The following is a 20486-nucleotide window of genomic DNA, read 5'->3' on the forward strand; positions in this document are numbered from 1 at the left end:
ATGAAAAAGATAGTTTATACAATATTCTGGGCAGTTTGCTTTTTGCAAAGTTGTAATACGCTGGATATAGAAAATATTTACAGTTACGATGCCGATAAAGTATGGAATGATGAAAAGTTGGCGGATGCTTATTTAACGAACCTGTATGCGAATGTGTTCGGCAATTGGAATCCATCTGCCGATATCACCTCGCAGCAACTAAATTATATTCCTTTTTATCCGGATATGATTACGACGACGAATGACAATTATAAGAATTGGGATTACACAACCATTCGTCAAATTAATGAAGCCATCGAATATACGAACTCAGGAAGTCTATCCCAAGATGTCAAAGATAAGCTTATCGGTCAAGCCTTAGTTCTGCGAGCCTATCTCTATTTTGGAATGGTTAAATATCACGGAGGAGTTCCTTACCTGACGAAAGCGCAAGATAAGGATATTGATGATTTGTACGTCACGCGTAACTCTACAAAAGAATGTTTCGAATTAATAATAAAGGATTTAGATGATGCTTCAAAACTGCTTCCGGAATCGATTGCTAAAACATCGTCAGATTATGGACGTGTAGACGGTTGTTTTGTAAAAGCGCTAAAAGCGAAGATTTTACTTTATAAAGCTTCGCCTCAGTTTAATCCTAAGAATCCGTGGAATAATTCTTATTGGCAAGAGGCTTTTACAGCGAATGAAGATGCTTATGAAACATTATCGGAGTATGGGTATGCTTTAACCGATAAATATGAAAATATCTTTTTAGTGGAAAAGGGGCCTGAGGTGGTTTTTGCTGTAATTAATCAGTATCCAAATAAAATGGCGAACTGGGATTATGGAGTACGTCCGGGTTCTGAAAGCCGCGGTAATGCCTGGGCGTGCCCAACGTGGGAGTTTGTTAAGGAGTTCCCTATGAAAGACGGTAAATCGTATACCGATCCTACTTGTAAATATAAAATGACAGAAGAGGAATTTTTGAATAATTACTGGAAAAATCGTGATCCTCGTTTTGACGAATCAGTCGTTTGGAATGGGAGTATTTATGAAGTTTCCGGTAAAAAGGGACATCGTCAATATACAGCTTTGGGAATTGCCCATGAATTGGACGATTTTGGAACGAATCCCAAAGCAAATGTTAATAGTACGAACCTGAATTCTTATACTGGTTTCTTTATTCGGAAAGCAAGTAATTTGTCTTTACTTCAATCCCAGGTTCAACAGTATGATATAGATTATATCGTAATGCGTTTTACTGAAGTGATGATAAATTATGCCGAAGCGGCAAACGAAACCGGCAAATCATCTATTGCTTTGGATATTTTGAAACAAATTAGAAAACGGGCAGGTATTGAAGCTGGTGATGATGAGAATTACGGCATCGAAGCAAAAACACGTGAAGAAATACGTGAAGCCATTTTAGCAGAGCGTAATATTGAATTTTGTTTTGAGGGACATCGTTTCTGGGATTTACGCCGATTGAGAATGTTGGATCGATTGGATGGTACTACAAAACACGGCATCGAATCTATTGCAATTAATTCGGACGGAACGGATATGCCTATTTCAGAAGCAAAAAGTAGAGCGGATAAAAACGAATTGAAAGAAGAGAATTTCCGTTATGTAATTCATCAGGTTCCTTTTAGCGGAGTGAAAGTATCCTCTGTTCCCAATACTTATTATTTCTTTCCTATTAGTAAGAATTCGATTGATAGGAATAATAAACTGGAACAAAACGTTGACTGGGGTGGTAACTTTAATCCTGCCTTAGAATAAAATATTATTTTTGTCTATTGCTATAAGAGGGAGGCATTGGATATTCCAATTCTGCCTCTTATATCAAGTTAGTACTGTATTTAAAATCGTTATATATGAAAACAAAATTTGCATTGTTGGTCTTCGTCGGGATTTTGATGTCTTCTGTGATTGAAGCGCAAAATAAAATAACCGTAGGTGTAATTCAGTATGATTGGACTGATATTGATAAGAGTTTTAAGGAGCTTCATGACTTAGGATTTGGATCTTGTCAGTTAAACTATAATAAAAAGATGGATAGAGCCTTTGCGGAAAAGTTGAAAGCAGCTTCTTTGAAATATAAAATAAAGGTAACAACAGTGGTAGGCGTTCCGGGCCATAGCGTTTGGAACTTCAGAGAAGGACCGGCGACGATTGGTTTAGTACCGGTGGATGGTAGAGAAGAAAAAATAGAAACATATCATCAAATGATAGACTTTTGTGTAATGGCCGGAGTTCCAGCTATGCATTCTCATTTTGGTTTTATCCCTGAAGACCTATCTTCTTCTCAATACAAAGACTTTATTGAGGTGATGAAAGGATTGGCGGAATATGCGAAAGAGCGTAATATTCTAATTTATTTTGAAACGGGGCAAGAGACTCCAATCACATTGATACGAGCCATAAAAGATATAGGGACAGGCAATGTTTTCATAAATTGTGATTTGGCGAATTTATTGATGTATGGAAAGGCCAATTCCCTGGATGCGGTAAGATTATTTGGTGGCTTAATCAAAGAATTTCATGCAAAAGATGGACATTACCCGGATCCAGACAATCCTTATGAGTTAGGAAAGGAAGTTAATATACCTGAAGGGGAAGTAAACTTCCCCGCAGTAATTGCGGAGTTAAAAAAGCAGAATTTTCAGGGAGCATTAACGATAGAATGCGAATTAACCGGGAGTCACCGGAACTATCTTATAGAAACCAGAAAGTATTTACAAGATCTATTAGATAAATAATCACGTTGGTCGGACTTGATAAAGACGGAAGAATATTATATCATTGGAAATAGCACATTACGCTTTTCGTTTTCAGAAACCAGATAATCGATATATGGTTGTAATATGGAGAGGAGGCCGAAAGTAGAGATAGGAAAGCCTCCTTTTCCTATTTCAACAGTAGGGAACTGTCGCCGTAGCTGAGGAAACGGAAATTGTGGGAGAGGGCATAATCGTAGATCGCTCTCCAGTTGCCGTCGACAAAGGCGGAAACCAGTAGCAGAAGCGTACTTTGCGGCTGATGGAAGTTGGTGATGATGCCCCGGACGAGTTTGTAACGGTAGCCCGGGGCAATAATGATCCGGGTAGCGGTAACGAGGCGGTCGGTCTGGTGGCGGTCCAGGTAGGCGAGAATCTCCCGGAGGGATTCCTGTGTGGTGAGAAAATCGCTATCTTTCTGGTAGGGTAGCCATTGGGGAACGACCAATTCTTCGGCAGTGGCTTCCGGATTGCGTGATAAAATACAGCCGATGTAATAGAGGCTTTCGAGTGTGCGGACGGAAGTCGTGCCGACAGCGATGACGGAGTCTATTTTGCGGAGAAGATGTTCAATGCTTTCCCGGCGGACGGAAATATATTCTTCATGCATCTCATGGCCGGCGATCGTTTCGGATTTGACGGGCTTGAAGGTGCCGGCACCGACGTGTAGCGTGAGTTCCTCCCGTTCGAATCCCCGGGTGTCGAGGTCGTCCAGCACCTCTTCGGTGAAATGGAGCCCGGCAGTGGGGGCGGCTACTGAGCCTTTGATCTTGGAATAGACGGTCTGGTAGGTCTGCAAATCGCTCGGCTCCGTCTCCCGGTGCAGATAAGGGGGAATGGGAAGGATGCCTCCCCTTTCCAGAAGGTCTGCAAAGGTATACCGCGAATCGTTCCATGAGAAGGTGATGAGATGGCTGTCACCTACGCTTTTGATCTTTTTGGCCTGCAGGACGACTTCGTCGGTGCCGAACCGGATCGTCTGGGAGAGTTTTCCTTCCTTCCATTTCTTTAGGTTCCCGACCAGGCAGGTCCAACTGCATTGGGCGGTTTGCTGGAAAATCAGGGCGTAGTCGTGTGGTACGGCCGGCTCGAGACAGAAGATTTCGATCAGGGCGCCGGTCTCTTTACGGAAGCGGAGACGCGCTTGGATCACTTTCGTATTATTGAAGACGATCAGCGATTTTTCCGGCAGGTAGCGGCTGATGTGTTTGAAGACATCTTCCCGGATTTCCCCATTCTTATATAGAAGCAATTTGGATTCGTCCCGTTTGGAGAGAGGAAATTTGGCGATTCGTTCCTCCGGCAGCGGATAATTGAATTCCTCGATGCGTATCTCTTGAGTTTTTGTAGTCATTATTTTAATTTCTGCGCAAAATTAATGAACTTTGTCCACATAGCCGCTTCCCGCTTCCGGTTTTATCGGGGGGAGGAGCAGTAGAAGACAAAAAAGAAAGAAAAGATGAAAATTGGAGATAAAGTCCGGTTTCTGAATAGTGTCGGAGGCGGAGTCGTACGTGGCTTCAAGGACAAAAACATGGTGATGGTGGAGGATGAAAGCGGGTTCGAGTTTCCTGTGTTTCTATCCGAATGTGTGGTTGTAGGGGATAGCGATATGCAAGTGCATTCCTCCAACAAACCGAAGGCGCCCGCTCCGGCGGCTCAGACGCCTGCTCCGGCATCGCGTCCGAAGCCGGAAGAGGTGAAGATTGAAGAGACACCCGAAGGGGAACGGCTGAATGTTTTTCTGGCTTACCTGCCGGTCGACGCGAAGCGTCTGGCGGAAAGCGGGTACGAGGCTTACCTGATCAACGAAAGCAACTATTACCTCTCCTTTACTTATATGAATCGCCAGAACGGCAGTTGGTCCAGCCGGTATCACGGAGAGATCGAGCCGAATACGAAAATCTTCCTCGAAGAGTTTCCGAAAGAGGATCTGAATGATCTGGAACGGGTTTGCCTGCAATTTATCGCCTATAAGAAAGATAAGCCTTTTACATTGAAGAATGCCGTGTCGGTGGAGCTGCATCCGGATACCGTTAAGTTCTACAAATTGCATTGCTTCCTTGACAATGATTTCTTTGAGGAGGGCGCCCTGGTTTATCCGGTGGTGCGTAACGACGTGCCCGAACGGGAACTGCTCGTTTCGGCTGCCGAATTGCAGGAGGCCATGACGCAAAAGGCGCGGGAGGACCGACGGGCGCCGCAGGTGATCGTCCGGAAGAAAAAAGAGGCGGAACCTGTACTGGAGGTGGATCTGCATATTACTTCCCTGCTCGATTCGACCGCCGGCATGAGTAACGGGGATATCCTGAATTTCCAACTGGACAGATTTCATGAAGTCCTGCGGCAACAAGCCGGGAACAAGGGCCAGAAGATCGTTTTTATCCACGGCAAAGGCAACGGCGTCTTGCGTGCGGCGGTAGAGAAGGAGTTGAAAACGAAGTATAAACAATATACCTATCAGGACGCTTCCTTCCGCGAATACGGATTCGGGGCGACGATGGTGACAATTAAATAAAACGGATAATGGCGTTGGAGATAGAGCGAAAGTTCCGGGTGGAAGGCGATTTCCTTCCGGATGTGTATCAAAGCGACCGGATCGTACAAGGCTATCTCTGTTCGTATCCGGATCGTACCGTACGGGTACGCATCCGTGGCGAGAAAGGGTACCTGACAGTCAAAGGACCTTCGGACGCCTACGGATGGAGCCGCTATGAATTCGAACAGGAGATTCCCCTTTCCGATGCCGAAGAGATGCTCCGGCTTTGTGAGCCGGGAGTGATCGATAAGGTACGGCATTTGGTAAACTACGGCGGACATCTGTGGGAGGTCGATATCTTCCACGGGGAGAACGAGGGGTTGGTGATGGCGGAGATTGAACTTGCTTCCCGCAACGAGGATTTTGAGCGCCCGGCTTGGCTCGGGAAGGAAGTGACCGGAGACCGGCGCTATTATAATGCTATGTTAAGCAAAGAGCCTTACCGGCTATGGAGTCATGAACTAAAATGAAATCCGATGAAAAGACTGATTTTATTCCTATGTACGATCCTGTTTGTCCTTCCGGCGAAGAGTGAGGAAGGCATGTGGCTGCTCCCTCTTCTAAAGCAGCAGAAGTTTGCGGATATGCAGGCCTTGGGTTTGAAATTGCAGGATTATGATATTTACAACCCGGATTCTTCTTCGCTGAAAGACGCCGTCGTAATCTTCGGCGGAGGATGTACCGGCGAGATTGTTTCGCCCGACGGCCTATTGCTGACGAACCATCATTGCGGATACAGCCAGATCCAGCGTCACAGTTCTCTGGAGCACGACTATCTGAGCGACGGTTTTTGGGCCGGCTCCCGGGAAAAGGAGTTGCCGAATCCGGGGCTGACGGTTACTTTCATCGATAATATAGAAGATGTGACCGACTATGTAAAGGCCGAACTGAAAAAGGATACGGTCGAAAACAGCATGAATTTCCTTTCCCCTCACTACCTGAATGCCCTGGCTAAAGCCAAAGTGGGGAACGCTTTCCTGAGCGACCATCCGGGAACGGAGGTAGAGATCAAAGCTTTTTACGGAGGCAACCAGTATTTCATGTTTACGAAGAAGATTTATACGGACGTCCGGCTGGTCGGTGCGCCGCCTTCTTCCATCGGGAAGTTCGGCGCGGATACCGATAACTGGATGTGGCCGCGGCATACGGGCGATTTCTCCGTCTTCCGGGTTTATGCCGACGCCAACGGCAATCCTGCGGAGTATTCGGAAAAGAATGTGCCGCTGCGTCCGAAGCGTTGGTTCAGGATCTCCCTGAAGGGAGTTCAGGAAAATGATTTTGCCATGATGATGGGGTTTCCCGGTCGTACCAACAAGTACTATACTTCCTGGGAAGTCGCCGAACGGCGGGATATCGATAATGCCGTCCGTATCCGGGTGCGCGAATTGCGGCAGGAGGCGATGTTGGAAGAGATGTTGAAAGATCCGTCCGTCCGTATACAATATGCCAGTAAATACGCCGGTTCCACGAATGCATATAAAAATGCCATCGGAACAAACTGGGCCATCCGGAAACGGAATTTCGAACAGGTAAAGCAGGCGGAACAAGACGCTCTGTTGGCCTGGGCGAGAAAAGAGAACCGACCGGAATACGCTATGGCGCTGGATTATATCCGGCAGGTGGTTTCCGACCGGACCGACCTTAGGTACCGTTCCTGGATGCTGGACGAGGCGTTAGTGAGAGGCATCGAGTTTATGAATGTGCCGACCGACTGTGACCGGGTCATCAAAGCGTTGGGAGGAAAGGACAAGGCAAATCAACAGCAGCAGATGCGTCTTCTGGAGCAGGCTTATCACCGGTTCGCCAACCAGAATTATAATCCTGGTGTAGATAAGAAGATTGCAAAAGTGCTTTTGAAAGAATATCTCCATTTGATTCCCGAAGTCAGTCAACCCGGTTATTTTACGGTCATTCATAAGAAGTTCAAAGGAGATGTCGACCGTTTTGTAGATTTTCTTTTCAAAGAATCTATCTTCGGTAGTGAAGAGAACTTTAATCGATTTTACGCTAATCCTTCCGCCAAGGCTTTGGAGAAGGATCCTATGATTCTTTTCGCCCATTCCGTAAAGGAAGAAAAAGCAAGGCTTGCGGCTGCGTTGGATGAGTTTGAAACGGGTTATGCATTGGCACATCGGCAATATGTAGAAGGGCTGTTGGCGATGTATGGCGACCGGGCTAATTTTCCGGATGCCAATTTTTCGTTACGTCTGACTTACGGGCAAGTGAAAGGATATTCTCCAAGTGATGCGGTCTATTATACCTGCCAGACGACATTGGATGGCGTGATGGAGAAAGAAGACTCGACCAATTGGGAGTTTGTGGTTCCTCCCCGCTTGAAGGAGCTTTATGCGGACAGGGATTTCGGACATTATGCGATATCGGACGGACGTATGCCGGTGGCATTCTGTGCGACCACCCATACGACAGGTGGCAACTCCGGCAGTCCGGTACTGAATGCAAAGGGGGAACTGATCGGCATCAATTTCGACCGTAACTGGGAAGGGGTCGGCGGAGACATCCAATATCTTCCCGACTACCAGCGAAGCATCATTGTCGACATCCGCTATGTCCTTTTTGTTATTGATAAATATGCCGGGGCGGACTATCTCTTGAAGGAACTGGACATCATCGATTAATAAATTACTGGGAATAAAAGATTGTTCTTCTGCAAAGCGGGAGTTCCGTCCGCATATAGAGAGATGGAATGAAAAGGAGAGAAATGGCTTGGTTATACCTGTGCGGGCGAATGCCTATTCGCCCCTACAGTGGTGTCATTGAGTCGTTTTCAATAGGAGCCCTTGTCTAAGTCTTTAGCCTTTACCTTAAAGATCTGTCCGTTACGTGAAAATACGAGTTCTCCGTTGTCTTTTTTCTTTTCTTTTACCAGACGTTGAAAAGCAATGCTAGCTCCCTTCACTATACTCTCTTCAAATTCTCTTAGCTCTTGATCATTCATAATGCTCGAGTTTATTATAAATTACAGGGTTATAGATTTCTTTTTTTTCATTTTTAAATCCTTTTGCTATCACTTCCATCGGTGATAAAGAGTTGTCCGTAATCATCCAATAGTCGCATACGGGTAAATAAAGCTCGAATAAGTTACGGATTCCTGCTTTATAGCGCCGACGAATGGTGGCTTCCCCGATATTGTGCCCTCCCTCGGCTACTCGCATTTTTACGCGTTCAACTGCTAATTCCGGCGTATTCAACCAGAAATACAGCAGTGTGACGTAATATCCCTTTTTTTGTGCTTCCTTGGCAAGATTCGCTACCGACCGAGTGGCCAGCGTCGTTTCCAATGCAAAGGTTTTACCTCCCGAGATCAACTCTCTTATCCGCTTATACATGATACGGCTCGCTTCCACTGCAACCGCTATGCTGTCTGAGTTGAATGGGGACAATCCCTTAGCGATCTCATCGGAATTGACAAACTCTTTACACTTCAGCATTTCTGGCAAGATAGTGTATGAGGCTGTTGTCTTTCCTGCCCCATTACATCCCGATATAATGTATAAGTACGGCACTACTCTTATTTTATCACGGCAAATATATGCATATTTGTTTAATATACGCAACATTTTATGATGTAATAAAATATAAAATGTTTGTTTTGCGCGGGGTTACGTCATTCAAACGGGGTGTTTTGTACAAAAACGAATCAGACCCACAACAAATCGCTCATAATCCCATCAGAAATAAAGATTCCCTGGGGGGAAAGCTGCAGTATTTCTCCCGTTTTTTTCAGGGTTCCGTTACTTAAGTAAGGGCGCGCCTGCTCGATGCAATAGGTGGATTGCCCGGCTCCGAAACGTTCGCCGATCACTTTTAGATCGATACCCCATTGGGTGCGCAGCCCGGTGATGATGTAATCGTTGTATTTCATTCGGTCATCCAACCTTTCGACCTCTATCTTCGGCTCCCCGGCACCAACGCTCCGGATATAGTCCGGCAGGGAGGAGACGTTCCATTGGCGTGATTCGCCGTTATAGGAATGTGCCGAAGGGCCCAGCCCGAGGTAAGGCTTGCCCGTCCAATATGAACTATTGTGACGGGAATAGGCATCCGGGCGGCAGAAGTTGGAGATCTCATAATGTAGGTATCCGTTTTCTTTCATACGATCGATCAGCAGGGTAAAGAGCCGGAGGCTGGTTTCTTCCCCGACGGCCCGGACTTTCCCAGCCTGCCATTGCCGGTAGAGCGGCGTGCCTTCCTCATAGATCAGATGGTAAGCCGATAAATGCGGGATGTCCAGCCGGAGCGCCTGTGCCAGATTGCTCTCCCAAGCCTCGGGCGTTTGTCCGGGAAGGCCGTAGATCAGGTCGATGCTAAGGTTGTCGAAGCCGGCGGATCGGCATTGTTCTACGGCCTCGACGGCCTGCCGGGCAGTGTGCCGACGGTTCAGGAACGTCAGGTCGGTGTCATTAAAACTCTGTATTCCCATGCTGATCCGGTTGACCGGCAGCTTGCGGAGCGACTGGATATAGGCGGGTGTCAGATCGTCGGGATTCGCCTCCAGTGTAATTTCGGCTGTGGCGGATACTTTATATAACCGGTCGATCTGCCGAAAGATCCTTTCCAATTCGCCGGGAAGGAGTTGCGATGGCGTTCCCCCGCCAAGATATACGGTTTCCAGCTCTTCTCCCTTTAGATAGTCGCTCCTCAGCTCCATTTCCCTGAGCAATGCCTGCAGGAACGCCTCCTTAGAGGACGAGTCCGTTTGGGAGAAGAAGTCGCAATACAGGCAACGCTTCTCACAAAAAGGAATATGTATATATAATCCTGCCATATTGCAAAAGTACAAAATCTATTTTCTTTATTTCTTGCTGCATAACATAGTTGTCAAACACTGGGCTATGGATTGATTATTCCGTTAACAATTCATATTTTGCGGGATGTGGAAATTTTAGAGATCAAACTTATTGTTAAACTTATTCGCAGTATCATGAAAGTATATCAAACAAATGAAATCAAGAACATTTCCATCTTGGGAAGTTCCGGCTCGGGGAAAACCACTCTCGCTGAAGCAATGCTTTACGAGGGTGGGGTTATAAAACGTCGCGGCAGTGTGGACGCAGGAAATACGGTTTGCGACTTTTTCCCGGTTGAGAAAGAGTACGGATACTCTGTTTTCTCAACCGTTTTTAGTGTGGAATGGAATGATCTAAAGTTGAATTTTATCGATTGTCCCGGCTCGGATGACTTTATCGGGGGCGCTGTCTCAGCGCTGAATGTGACCGATACGGCATTGATGGTGCTGAATGCCCAATATGGGGTGGAGGTCGGTACGATCAACCAATTCCGTTATACGGAAGATTTCCATAAACCTGTGATCTTTGTAGTGAATCAGTTGGATCATGAAAAGGCGGATTATGATAATACGGTGGCGCAGTTGAAGGATACGTATGGAAGCAAGATCGTGCAGATCCAATATCCACTTGTCTGCGGACCTTCCTTTAACGCCGTAGTCGATGTGCTGAAGATGAAACTTTATCAGTGGAAGCCGGAGGGAGGCGTCCCGGATGTATTGGATATTCCGGCTGAAGAGATGGGTAAGGCGATGGAGTTGCATAAAGCCTTGGTCGAAGCCGCTGCGGAGCATGACGATGTCTTGTTGGAGAAATTCTTTGAGGAGGGATCTCTGACGGAAGACGAAATGCGCGCCGGGATCCGGGCAGGATTGGTTACGCGCGGAATGTTCCCGGTCTTCTGTGTCAGCTCAGGCAAGGATATGTGTGTCCGGCGGACGCTGGAATTCCTCGGCAATGTAGTGCCATGTACCGACAAGATGCCCCGGCTGGTGACGGTTGACGGCGTGGAAGTCGATCCGGATCCGGAAGGCCCGACCAGCCTGTTCTTTTTTAAGACGACGTTGGAACCTCATATCGGACAGGTTTCTTATTTTAAAGTTCTCTCTGGAAAAGTGAAAGAGGGAGACGATTTGATTAACGCCGACCGCAGTTCGAAGGAGCGCATCTCGCAGCTCTTTTCCGTTGACGGGCAGATCCGTCATCAGGTGCCGGAAATGGTAGCCGGTGATATCGGCGCTACGGTCAAACTGAAAGACGTACGCCGTGGAAATACGCTGAATGAAAAGGGATGCGATTTCCGTTTTGATTTCATTAAGTATCCGGAACCGAAATATCGCCGTGCCATCAAGCCGGTGAATGAATCCGAAGCGGAGAAGCTGAGCGAAGTGCTGACCCGGATGCATGAGGAAGACCCGACTTGGCTGGTGGAACAATCCAAAGAGCTGAAGCAAACGATCGTTTCGGGGCAGGGGGAGTTTCATTTGCGTACTCTTAAATGGCGTATTGAAAACAATGATAAGATAGAAATCACATACAGTGAGCCGAAGATTCCTTACCGGGAGACGATTACCAAGGCTGCGCGTGCGGATTACCGGCACAAGAAGCAATCTGGCGGCGCCGGGCAGTTCGGTGAAGTGCATCTAATCATAGAACCTTATTACGAAGGCATGCCGATGCCGGATACCTACCGCTTCGGCGGACAGGAATTCAAAGTGAACGCCCGGGATACGCAGACGTATGACCTGGATTGGGGCGGCAAACTTGTATTTGTGAATAGTATTGTCGGCGGTGCGATCGACGCCCGCTTTCTTCCGGCTATCCTGAAGGGGATTATGGCGCGTATGGAGCAGGGGCCGTTGACCGGCTCGTATGCCCGGGACGTACGCATCATCGTTTATGACGGAAAGATGCACCCGGTGGACAGCAATGAAATCTCGTTCATGCTGGCGGGGCGGAATGCCTTCAGCCATGCGTTTAAGGAAGCCGGGCCGAAGATACTGGAGCCGGTCTATGACGTGACGGTATCTGTTCCGGCCGACTATCTGGGGGACGTGATGAGTGATCTGCAAGGCCGCCGTGCGCTGATCATGGGGATGAGCAGTGAGAAGGGCTATGAGAAGCTGCAGGCGAAAGTTCCGTTGAAAGAAATGGGCAACTATTCCACTACCCTCAGTTCGCTGACCGGCGGCCGCGCATCCTTCACGATGAAGTTCGCCTCCTACGAATTGGTTCCGGCGGATGTTCAGGAGAAGCTCTTAAAAGAATATGAAGCCTCACAGGAGGATGATTGATAAGACACACTTTTATTAAAGATGAGGAGGCTGCCACCGTTGTACGGTCGCAGCCTCCGCCTTTTTACTTTTCCGGCTTGTCCTCTGTGCTTTTCCCCTCTAGTTTCCGGGTAAGGTAAGCGATCTTTTTGGCCGCCTTCTCCTTCTCCTGGTGCATCGACTCGATGTCGCTGAGGACGGCAGCTAACTCGAATGTCGCGACGATAGCTTTTTTATCGCCTTCGGCAATATAAAGAAAGAATTTTTTCCCGCCGATATATTCCGCTTTGATGCGTTGCTTCTGATTGGCATAAATAAATTTGACGGCTTCCTCACATTCCGGTCCTTTATAGGTGACGATTTCGGAGGTCATTCCCATATCCTTGAAGCGATAATTCCGTCCTCCGTCATAAGGGACGGCGGCTGTTTCGGCGAAAAGACCGTCCGGAGTGCTGACCCGCAATCCCGTATGGTTCAGGGGGCTATTCCCGTAGAATGCGCTGGCCAGATACATTTCTCCCTTTTCGTTCACGCCGCAACGGACATAACTGCGCTGTACATTCCGCTCAATGGTCTGCTGCTTCCAGATATAATTGCCGATTTCTTCGTATTGCTCTTCTTTTTCGAAGGTAAAACCATTTTTCAATTTCTCGGCCTCTTCCGTCTTGATCGGAAGCATACTATCGCAAAAGGCAATGTTGCGCTGGCACTCTTTGAGGTCTACCTGCCGCATCAGAGCGAGGCTCTCTTTCAGGACACCGATCTCCTTCGGATAGAGCGTGCGGATCGAGTCAATTTCGCTTTTAGCCGCATACAACTCGTTGTTTTCATACATGGCTTTTGCTCTTTCCAGTCTGGCCCTCGCTTCTTTTCCGCCATTCCCGCAGCCCGCCAATAGCAAGGCAAGGGGGAGGATATAATACAATAATTGCTTCATAATATCTTTTTCTTTCTTTTTGGCACGATTGACGAGACAAACTTAGGAAAAAAGCCGCAAATATATTCTATTCTGTTTACCAAATCGTTCCGCCTCCCGGATCCGTCCCGTAGAGGAGTTCTAACAGGTTGAAGTAAATATTTTACCTATCTTTGCACTGGATTAAAGAGAGCATGGATGTACATTGATGAGGATAAGATAAAGGAGCATCTGGAAAAGAGGCCGTTTCGGCTGATTTCCGAAGTAGCGGAGCATTTGGGGACGGAGACGTACGTCATCGGAGGATATGTACGGGATCTTTTCCTACGGCGCCCGTCGAAAGATATCGATATCGTTGTCATAGGTAGCGGAATCGAGTTTGCAAAAGCAGTCGCCTCCCGCCTGGGACGCGGCGCCCGACTTTCCGTATTTAAGACATTCGGAACCGCACAGGTAAAGTCCGGCGATTTTGAAATCGAGTTTGTCGGCGCCCGGAAGGAATCCTATAGCCATGACAGCCGGAAGCCGGTAGTCGAAGACGGGACGTTGGAAGACGACCAGAACCGGAGGGATTTTACGATCAACGCGCTTGCCCTCTGCCTGAACGGGGAGCGGTATGGCGAATTAGTCGACCCTTTCGGCGGGTTGGAGGATATGGAGCGCCTGATTATCCGTACGCCTTGCGACCCCGATATTACCTTCAGCGATGATCCTTTACGTATGATGCGGGCCGTACGGTTTGCCTCCCAATTGGGTTTTTCGATCGATCCGGAGACCTTTGAAGCGATTGAACGAAATGTTTCCCGTATAGAGATTGTTTCGAAAGAGAGGGTCATCGACGAATTGGATAAGATCATACTTTCCCCCAAACCTTCCGTAGGATTCGAACTTCTGGATCAATGCGGGTTACTGCCGCTGATTTTTCCCGAACTCTGCGCCCTCAGAGGAGCGGAGACCAAAGAGGGAATCGGGCACAAAGACAACTTTGCCCATACGCTGATGGTGCTGGATCGTTTGAGCAAGAATTCCGACAATCTTTGGCTGCGCTGGAGCGCCTTGCTCCATGATATCGGTAAGCCTGCAGTCAAGCGTTTCGAAAAACGGCTCGGTTGGACATTCCATAACCATGACTTTATAGGCGAGCGGATGATCCCGGGCATCTTCCGGAAGATGAAGCTGCCAATGAACGAGAAAATGAAATACGTGCAGAAGATGGTACGGCTTCACATGCGTCCGATAGCCCTTGCCGATGACGAAGTGGCCGATTCGGCTGTCCGCCGCCTGCTGTTTGACGCGGGAGATGATATAGACGACTTGATGACGCTTTGCGAGGCCGATATTACCAGTAAGAACCCGGAGAAAGTGCGCCGTTTCCTGAATAATTTCCGTCTGGTACGCGAAAAACTGGCCGTGATCGAAGAAAAAGACCGGATACGCAACTTCCAACCTCCGGTCAGCGGGGAGGAAATCATGAAGACATTCGGCTTACAACCTTCCCGCCCGGTCGGAGTCATCAAAGAAGCCATCAAAGAAGCCATACTCGACGGCGTCATTCCGAATGAATACGAAGCCGCCCGTCAATTTATGTTTGAACGGGCGGCCAGGTTGGGATTAAAACCGGTTTAACCTATCTGTACTCCTTCCTTTCGGAAGGAAGGAGTTATTGGAATTTTATTCTCTAATTTTATCTTCCACACGATCTTTCAAATATCCTGCTTCATTCTTAGTAGTATCTGCTATATCCTTTAAATCTCTCTTTGATTTCCTGAAAAAATTGTTGACATTATCGCAAATACAGTCAAACTGTCCATCATCTTGCATTTTACGAATTAAATACCCTGTTAGAGAGCCAACCATTAAGATCAATATTGCTTTTTTCATGTTTATTCTTATTAATTTATTTGAGATAATATTTTAACGCTCCTGCTGAATATATGAACATCGAACGTGTTTGAGGTAAAGCCGCTAATCCATTTAGTAATCCAAAGTCATGAATTACGCCGTTGTAACGGATAGTCGTAACATCGACTTCAGCTTCGTCTAACTTACGCCCAAGCTCTTCCCCTTCATCTCTCAGTATATCGTTTTCGGCCACTAATATAATCGTTGGAGGCAATCCTTTCAATTCATCGATGGAAGCCAGAAGAGGTGAAAAGTAAATTTCTTTGCGTTGTTTCGGATCGTTTGCATACTGATCGAACATCCATTGCATCATCGATGTAGTTAAGAATCTTTGTTCGGCATACATTTTATACGAGTCCGTATCAAAATAGGTATCTGTCACAGGCCATAATAAAATTTGGACTTTAATAAGTGATTCATTATTTTTCTTTGCTAATAAACTGGTAGCAATGGCCATATTGCCTCCAGCGCTATTACCGACCAAAGCTAAACGTTTGCCGTCTATATTTATTTCGTCTCCATGTTTTGCAATCCATTTTGTGGCGGCATAAACTTCATTGATAGCCTGTGGATATTTGGCTTCAGGCGAAGGACTGTAATTTACAAAAACTGCAGCATATCCCGATTCTACTACCAAATCGCGCACCATCCGTTTATGGGTGATATAGTCTCCCAGTATCCATCCTCCTCCGTGTATGAAAATGAAAGCGGGCAGTTTTTCTATTATTCCTATCGGACGAACAATGGTTAACTTCACCGGGTAATCTTTATCTGTAATTATTTTTTCAGATTCTTCAATCCCTGATAAATCAACTTTTACTCCTGCCTGAACCGTTATAAGAACATCACGTGCATCCTCTTTCGACAATGTTTCAACAGCTCCGCCGGCATTCAATACTTTTAAATACTTTTTTATTCCGACGCTCAAATGCTTGTCTTCCAGATAATCCGGTGCTGTTCCTGCTTGCTTTTCCATATACTTCTTATTTTTCAAATTGGAATTGTAAGATCTAATGTCTTCTCGTCATTCCTTTTTACCGTCATGCTTTCACTTCCCGGTGCAATAATTTCAACACCTCCGAATTCATAAAAGACGGCAAAAGACAATGTTGTTTTAGACTCAAAGATGTTTAATTCGGTAAAGTTTAAGCTAAATGTAGCAACACCATTCTCATCGGTTACAGCATGTTTGTCGGCATCGGAACTTTTTGTAGATTCGTCTATTTCCTTATCTTTATATAGGTAAACTGTCGTATTAGGTTGAACAGTGCCGATTATATTCTTTACTGTAACCTGTACATTAGCTCCTAATGCCGGAGCGTCGTCATCATCGTCTCCGCAAGACGTAAGACCGATGGTAGTTAATAGCATTATGCTGCAAAATAGTAACTTGTTCATATCATGTTTTTTAATAAAATGAGCCAACCATTTTGTTTATCGTGATTGGTTGGCATTTTCACATAGTCCGGATATTAATCTAATTTCTTCTTAACATCCTTCTTTATATCCTTGATATCTTTTTTGATGTCGGTTCTGATAGTATCTGCTTTTTTGTCAACAGCTTCTTTTGTGTCATTCCATGAATCTTTCATATCTTCCACACCATCTTTTGTTTTATCAGCGGCTTTATCAACAGATTTATTTACCGATTCTTTCGCATTTTTAAAATCTTTATCAGCACCAGACTTTGTATTGCATGAAGGTAACAGCAGTACAAATCCGGAGATAAACAGTATACTTAAAATCTTTTTCATGATTTATTTTTTATATTTAAGCTATATAGCTTACTTGTTTAGTTAAACTCGGTTACCTCTTCTGCTAAATAAAGAGAGTATCCATAAGAAGACAACCGCACCGACAACCGACACAATCAAAACTCCTATAATTCCACCGAAATCTACATCCAGCAAACTGAAGATAAATCTACCCAATACGGCTCCGATTAGACCGACTATCAGGTTTACGATTAAACCGAAACCCCGTCCCTTTGTAATCTGACCGGCTATAAAACCGGCGAGAATTCCAATAATGATTGAACCAATAATACTTAATCCCATTTTTTTTATTTTTAAATTCTAATAGTAAAAATCTATAACTCTTATAGTAAAAACAATCTATAATCATATATGACTTATTTATCTGTGAATTATGCAAATAATAATCAGAAATATATAACAAAAATTACAAATAAATTATTTCCTTTGGTAGTTTGGTTAATAGATATCGGCATGAGTAAAAGAATAAGAATTAGATTACCGGATCAAAAAAGGAGACTGCATCGATCGCGGAAGGAAATCGGGTCTTTAATAATTTATTAATTACTTCTCCCAAATAGAATTTATAAAAAACGATAAGATGAAGCCTTTAAATATATCTAAAAATATATCATTAATTACCTTTTACTATTTAATAGTTCATCATAGAATTATTTTATGTAAAAAAATTAGAGTTTGCGCTTTAGTCATTATATCTATTTTCTCTGTAACGACATTAAATGCGCAGAATGAAGAAGATTCCATTCCTATTCGGTTAGGTGACATTGTAAAGAAACCGATATACGGACAAGAAAGAAAGGAACATGGTTCTCTCTATCATCGGTTATGGGGTACGCATTACGAACCATTATATTATAAACCGGTAAGTGTAAAAGCAATTAGTTTGAATTCTTTATATGGAGGATTATCGATTCTCAGAGAATTTAAGGATTTACATACCTTAGTATTGAAGGATAAGAATGAACGTTTGTATTTACTGCGTCCACTTGGAGGGTCTACCAGTTTCTTGAACTCAAGTTTCTTTAAAAGTATTTATGATATCGACGATTTAGAGGATACTTACATTGGCGATTTCATTACGGAAGCATTTACGATTGTCCATCCGTATGGGTTCATTGCCTCCAATCGTATGGCTAAAGATATTAACTTGATTTCCAACCGATATGATATTGCATATATTTCAACAGGTGAAGCGACAGATACGATTGCGGACGGCAGCAATATTAGAGGAAATTTGGTAACAATTACACGTTTACCTTTCACGGAACAGGAAAAGGTGTTTGCTAATGTGGAAAAACTTCTTGAAGAATTACATAAAGGAGACACTTATGATGTCGATCAGCAACTTTACATCCGCACACGATTATTTGATATGTTGATTGGCGACTGGAATAAAATCCCCGAATCATGGGGTTGGATTACTTCATTGAAAAATGACTCCGTTATATTTAGACCGATGGTGCTTGACCGGAACCATGCTTATCCGAAAATAGAAGGACTTTTATTTAAGCCATTGTTGGGTATGTTAGGGTTGGGCTTTATCACGAATTATGATGAAACACTGGATAATGTAAAGAAATTCAATACGCTTGGCTATGCATTGGATGTGGCTCTTACTCAAAAGAGTGGAGAGGATGTCTGGTTGGAGCAAGCCAGATATCTGAAGATTCATTTGACAGATCAGTTGATAAACAGCGCCTTTTCGGCATTACCTAAAGAGATTCAGGATGGAGGCATTCAAGAAATAAAAAGAAAATTAATCAACCGCCGCAACCAGATAGAAGATATCGCACATCGGTATTATCTCTCATTGCAGGAAACACCTGTGATTACAGGAACGAATAATGATGACAGATTTGTATTCGGTGAAGATGAGACGGGCAATTTGCATCTGCAAATTTATAATTCAAATTCAGACCGGCCGTATTTTGATCGGCACTATTCTTCTAAATATACAAAGGAAATATGGCTTTACGGTTTAGACGGGAATGATCTGTTTGAGGGAAACCGTCCTACCAACCGGATAAAACTATTGGTGATTGGAGGAAAAGGGATAAATGAATATGATTTTGCCCATAAGGAGAAAATCACGGTTTATGAATCCCGATCTCAAAAAGAAAGATTGGCCGATTCATTGTCTATAAAAATGGTATATCCCAGTAATGAAGAAAATGCATTGAAGTATGATTATAAAAAACTGAGCTATAAAAAACTGTCTGTTACTCCGATCGGACTTTATGACTCTGATTTGGGTATTAATCTCGGAACATCGATTGCTTATGCTATATACGGCTTTAAAAGAGCTCCCTATACCCAATGGCATCAACTTGGTTTTGATTATATCAACGGTTTTACTTATCAGGGGATTTTTCCGGATTACGATGGGAAAAGAAGTTTCCATCTGTCGGCATTTATAGGCAGTCCCGCTTATTTCTCAAACTTTTTTGGTTATGGAAATTTAACGACAAGGAATAAAGACGAGAAAAATAAATTTAACAGGGTGCATCTGGAAAAATATGCAGTTACACCGGCATTTTATTATCAAATCGATCAAGACCAATTATTTAATATCGCAGGTTCGTTCGAGATTGATAAAGTAGATAATCCCAAAAGCAGAGACCGTTATATTAATCAAATATATAATGACGACGATGATATTTTTGATACCAAATTCTTCGTTGACCTGAACGCACGGTATGTGTTGGATAAGAAAACAAGATATGTCATCTCAAAATACAAAGTAGACCTATCTACCGGAGGAACATTAAATTTAGGAGATATGAGTCGTTTTGTTCCGTACGCAAAAGCTAATTTAAGTGTAAACGTTCACTTAATAAGTCATTTGTCCTTTGCTACAGAAGTGAATGCCAAGGCGCTATTTTCTGATAAATACGATTTCTTTCAATCCGCAACTACTGAATTAAGAGGTTTCCGTAATAATCGTTTCATCGGCAAACAATCGTTTTATCAGTTTTCCGAATTCAGATGGGATATGGGTGAATTGAATAATAATTTCACACCGGTCGAATACGGTTTGTTCTCAGGGGTTGATTATGGGCGTGTGTGGTATCCTGGTGAAGATTCAAATAAATGGCATTCTTCCTATGGAGGTGGATTCTGGTTGACATTGTTCCGGGAATATACCGGTAAACTATCATTCTTCGCATCCAACGACGATCAGCGTTTTATGTTGCAATTGGGAATGGGATTTTAACGGAATTAGGGTACGTACTATAATACATCAGTAAAAGATGTAACTTATTTTGCTTTTTGTGTAATACAATCTAATTCATTAATTCTCATCTTTGAGTTTAATTCATACTTTTAATAATTATGTCAAAAGAAGATAGAGGAAAAGACCGAGCGGATAAAAAAGCTCCTCAAAAGAACTTGAAAGAAAAGCGGGCGGAGAAAGCCAGTAAACGGGCAGATAAAAACAAAAAGGGATTAGATGATTTGAAGATCAAATAAGGAGGATTTTTTCGATCTTCTTTATTCAATCCACATTTCTACA

General features: G+C 44.4%; 19 protein-coding genes. 9 read left to right on the forward strand and 10 right to left on the reverse strand.

From position 1 onward, the window contains the following. Positions 1–1764, forward strand: a complete 1764-nt coding sequence (locus BQ8014_RS01895; RefSeq protein WP_080905757.1) for a RagB/SusD family nutrient uptake outer membrane protein — start codon at positions 1–3, stop codon at positions 1762–1764. Positions 1765–1859: 95 nt separating this feature from the next. After that, complete coding sequence (locus BQ8014_RS01900; protein WP_080902880.1) at positions 1860–2744, forward strand: sugar phosphate isomerase/epimerase family protein; 885 nt, start codon at positions 1860–1862, stop codon at positions 2742–2744. A gap of 148 nt (positions 2745–2892) precedes the next feature. Here BQ8014_RS01900 and BQ8014_RS01905 read toward each other — a convergent pair whose 3' ends face one another. Beyond that, positions 2893–4116: an S-adenosylmethionine:tRNA ribosyltransferase-isomerase gene (locus tag BQ8014_RS01905; RefSeq protein WP_080902881.1), complete on the reverse strand. Its 1224-nt coding sequence runs from the start codon at positions 4114–4116 to the stop codon at positions 2893–2895. A 105-nt stretch (positions 4117–4221) separates the two neighbouring features. Between BQ8014_RS01905 and BQ8014_RS01910 the strand changes: the two genes are divergently transcribed. From BQ8014_RS01910 to BQ8014_RS01920, 3 genes are read left to right on the forward strand one after another with little or no spacing between them, the layout of a single operon-like run. Then, complete coding sequence (locus BQ8014_RS01910; RefSeq protein ID WP_080902882.1) at positions 4222–5280, forward strand: DUF2027 domain-containing protein; 1059 nt, start codon at positions 4222–4224, stop codon at positions 5278–5280. Positions 5281–5288: 8 nt separating this feature from the next. Continuing rightward, positions 5289–5771, forward strand: a complete 483-nt coding sequence (locus BQ8014_RS01915) for a CYTH domain-containing protein (RefSeq protein ID WP_080902883.1) — start codon at positions 5289–5291, stop codon at positions 5769–5771. Between the two features lie 6 nt (positions 5772–5777). Continuing rightward, positions 5778–7937 (forward strand): S46 family peptidase, encoded by a 2160-nt coding sequence (locus BQ8014_RS01920; protein WP_080902884.1) that lies wholly within the window; start codon positions 5778–5780, stop codon positions 7935–7937. A gap of 149 nt (positions 7938–8086) precedes the next feature. Here the strand turns inward: BQ8014_RS01920 and BQ8014_RS19470 are convergent, their stop codons facing one another. From BQ8014_RS19470 to hemW, 3 genes are all read right to left on the reverse strand, one after another. Next, positions 8087–8257, reverse strand: a complete 171-nt coding sequence (locus tag BQ8014_RS19470) for a hypothetical protein (protein WP_200814328.1) — start codon at positions 8255–8257, stop codon at positions 8087–8089. Beyond that, positions 8250–8825 carry a zeta toxin family protein gene (locus BQ8014_RS01925; RefSeq protein WP_234998102.1) on the reverse strand — a complete coding sequence of 192 codons (576 nt, stop codon included), beginning with the start codon at positions 8823–8825 and terminating at the stop codon, positions 8250–8252. Before BQ8014_RS01925 ends, BQ8014_RS19470 begins: the two co-directional genes overlap by 8 nt. Before the next feature lie 134 nt (positions 8826–8959). Then, on the reverse strand, positions 8960–10087 hold the full coding sequence (hemW, locus tag BQ8014_RS01930) for a radical SAM family heme chaperone HemW (protein ID WP_080902886.1): 1128 nt from the start codon (positions 10085–10087) through the stop codon (positions 8960–8962). Between the two features lie 156 nt (positions 10088–10243). Here hemW and BQ8014_RS01935 point away from each other — a divergent pair, with 156 nt between their 5' ends. After that, positions 10244–12400: an elongation factor G gene (locus BQ8014_RS01935; RefSeq protein WP_080905758.1), complete on the forward strand. Its 2157-nt coding sequence runs from the start codon at positions 10244–10246 to the stop codon at positions 12398–12400. Positions 12401–12464: 64 nt separating this feature from the next. On the opposite strand, the gene BQ8014_RS01940 is transcribed toward BQ8014_RS01935, so the two are convergent. Beyond that, positions 12465–13316 (reverse strand): hypothetical protein, encoded by an 852-nt coding sequence (locus BQ8014_RS01940; protein WP_080902887.1) that lies wholly within the window; start codon positions 13314–13316, stop codon positions 12465–12467. Positions 13317–13493: 177 nt separating this feature from the next. Between BQ8014_RS01940 and BQ8014_RS01945 the strand changes: the two genes are divergently transcribed. Further along, entirely contained in the window at positions 13494–14921 is a 1428-nt protein-coding gene (locus BQ8014_RS01945; RefSeq protein WP_080902888.1) for a CCA tRNA nucleotidyltransferase, read from the forward strand. Positions 14922–14966: 45 nt separating this feature from the next. On the opposite strand, the gene BQ8014_RS01950 is transcribed toward BQ8014_RS01945, so the two are convergent. The 5 genes from BQ8014_RS01950 to BQ8014_RS01970 all read right to left on the reverse strand — a co-directional run bounded on the left by BQ8014_RS01950 (position 14967) and on the right by BQ8014_RS01970 (position 17254). Then, positions 14967–15176 carry a hypothetical protein gene (locus BQ8014_RS01950; RefSeq protein WP_080902889.1) on the reverse strand — a complete coding sequence of 70 codons (210 nt, stop codon included), beginning with the start codon at positions 15174–15176 and terminating at the stop codon, positions 14967–14969. Between the two features lie 16 nt (positions 15177–15192). Beyond that, positions 15193–16173 (reverse strand): alpha/beta hydrolase, encoded by a 981-nt coding sequence (locus tag BQ8014_RS01955; protein ID WP_080902890.1) that lies wholly within the window; start codon positions 16171–16173, stop codon positions 15193–15195. A 14-nt stretch (positions 16174–16187) separates the two neighbouring features. Then, positions 16188–16595 (reverse strand): hypothetical protein, encoded by a 408-nt coding sequence (locus tag BQ8014_RS01960; protein WP_080902891.1) that lies wholly within the window; start codon positions 16593–16595, stop codon positions 16188–16190. A gap of 74 nt (positions 16596–16669) precedes the next feature. Beyond that, the gene (locus BQ8014_RS01965) at positions 16670–16951 is read right to left on the reverse strand and encodes a hypothetical protein (RefSeq protein WP_080902892.1); all 282 of its coding nucleotides are present in this window, start codon (positions 16949–16951) and stop codon (positions 16670–16672) included. Positions 16952–16993: 42 nt separating this feature from the next. Continuing rightward, entirely contained in the window at positions 16994–17254 is a 261-nt protein-coding gene (locus tag BQ8014_RS01970) for a GlsB/YeaQ/YmgE family stress response membrane protein (protein WP_080902893.1), read from the reverse strand. 298 nt (positions 17255–17552) lie between these two features. Here BQ8014_RS01970 and BQ8014_RS01975 point away from each other — a divergent pair, with 298 nt between their 5' ends. Continuing rightward, positions 17553–20186 (forward strand): BamA/TamA family outer membrane protein, encoded by a 2634-nt coding sequence (locus BQ8014_RS01975; protein WP_234997957.1) that lies wholly within the window; start codon positions 17553–17555, stop codon positions 20184–20186. Between the two features lie 119 nt (positions 20187–20305). Next, entirely contained in the window at positions 20306–20443 is a 138-nt protein-coding gene (locus tag BQ8014_RS19475; protein ID WP_200814330.1) for a hypothetical protein, read from the forward strand. Positions 20444–20486: the final 43 nt, after the last annotated feature.

The organism is Parabacteroides sp. Marseille-P3160, assembly GCF_900162725.1.
Lineage (GTDB): Bacteria > Bacteroidota > Bacteroidia > Bacteroidales > Tannerellaceae > Marseille-P3160.

Coding starts and splice junctions, on each gene's coding strand:
- BQ8014_RS01975 (WP_234997957.1), top strand. CDS start 17,553: ATGAAGCCTTTAAATATATCTAAAAATATATCATTAATTACCTTTTAC.
- BQ8014_RS19470 (WP_200814328.1), bottom strand. CDS start 8,257: ATGAATGATCAAGAGCTAAGAGAATTTGAAGAGAGTATAGTGAAGGGA.
- BQ8014_RS01915 (WP_080902883.1), top strand. CDS start 5,289: ATGGCGTTGGAGATAGAGCGAAAGTTCCGGGTGGAAGGCGATTTCCTT.
- BQ8014_RS01955 (WP_080902890.1), bottom strand. CDS start 16,173: ATGGAAAAGCAAGCAGGAACAGCACCGGATTATCTGGAAGACAAGCAT.
- BQ8014_RS01960 (WP_080902891.1), bottom strand. CDS start 16,595: ATGAACAAGTTACTATTTTGCAGCATAATGCTATTAACTACCATCGGT.
- BQ8014_RS01895 (WP_080905757.1), top strand. CDS start 1: ATGAAAAAGATAGTTTATACAATATTCTGGGCAGTTTGCTTTTTGCAA.
- BQ8014_RS01940 (WP_080902887.1), bottom strand. CDS start 13,316: ATGAAGCAATTATTGTATTATATCCTCCCCCTTGCCTTGCTATTGGCG.
- BQ8014_RS01970 (WP_080902893.1), bottom strand. CDS start 17,254: ATGGGATTAAGTATTATTGGTTCAATCATTATTGGAATTCTCGCCGGT.
- BQ8014_RS01950 (WP_080902889.1), bottom strand. CDS start 15,176: ATGAAAAAAGCAATATTGATCTTAATGGTTGGCTCTCTAACAGGGTAT.
- BQ8014_RS01910 (WP_080902882.1), top strand. CDS start 4,222: ATGAAAATTGGAGATAAAGTCCGGTTTCTGAATAGTGTCGGAGGCGGA.
- BQ8014_RS01920 (WP_080902884.1), top strand. CDS start 5,778: ATGAAAAGACTGATTTTATTCCTATGTACGATCCTGTTTGTCCTTCCG.
- BQ8014_RS01905 (WP_080902881.1), bottom strand. CDS start 4,116: ATGACTACAAAAACTCAAGAGATACGCATCGAGGAATTCAATTATCCG.
- BQ8014_RS19475 (WP_200814330.1), top strand. CDS start 20,306: ATGTCAAAAGAAGATAGAGGAAAAGACCGAGCGGATAAAAAAGCTCCT.
- BQ8014_RS01935 (WP_080905758.1), top strand. CDS start 10,244: ATGAAAGTATATCAAACAAATGAAATCAAGAACATTTCCATCTTGGGA.
- hemW (WP_080902886.1), bottom strand. CDS start 10,087: ATGGCAGGATTATATATACATATTCCTTTTTGTGAGAAGCGTTGCCTG.
- BQ8014_RS01900 (WP_080902880.1), top strand. CDS start 1,860: ATGAAAACAAAATTTGCATTGTTGGTCTTCGTCGGGATTTTGATGTCT.
- BQ8014_RS01945 (WP_080902888.1), top strand. CDS start 13,494: ATGTACATTGATGAGGATAAGATAAAGGAGCATCTGGAAAAGAGGCCG.
- BQ8014_RS01965 (WP_080902892.1), bottom strand. CDS start 16,951: ATGAAAAAGATTTTAAGTATACTGTTTATCTCCGGATTTGTACTGCTG.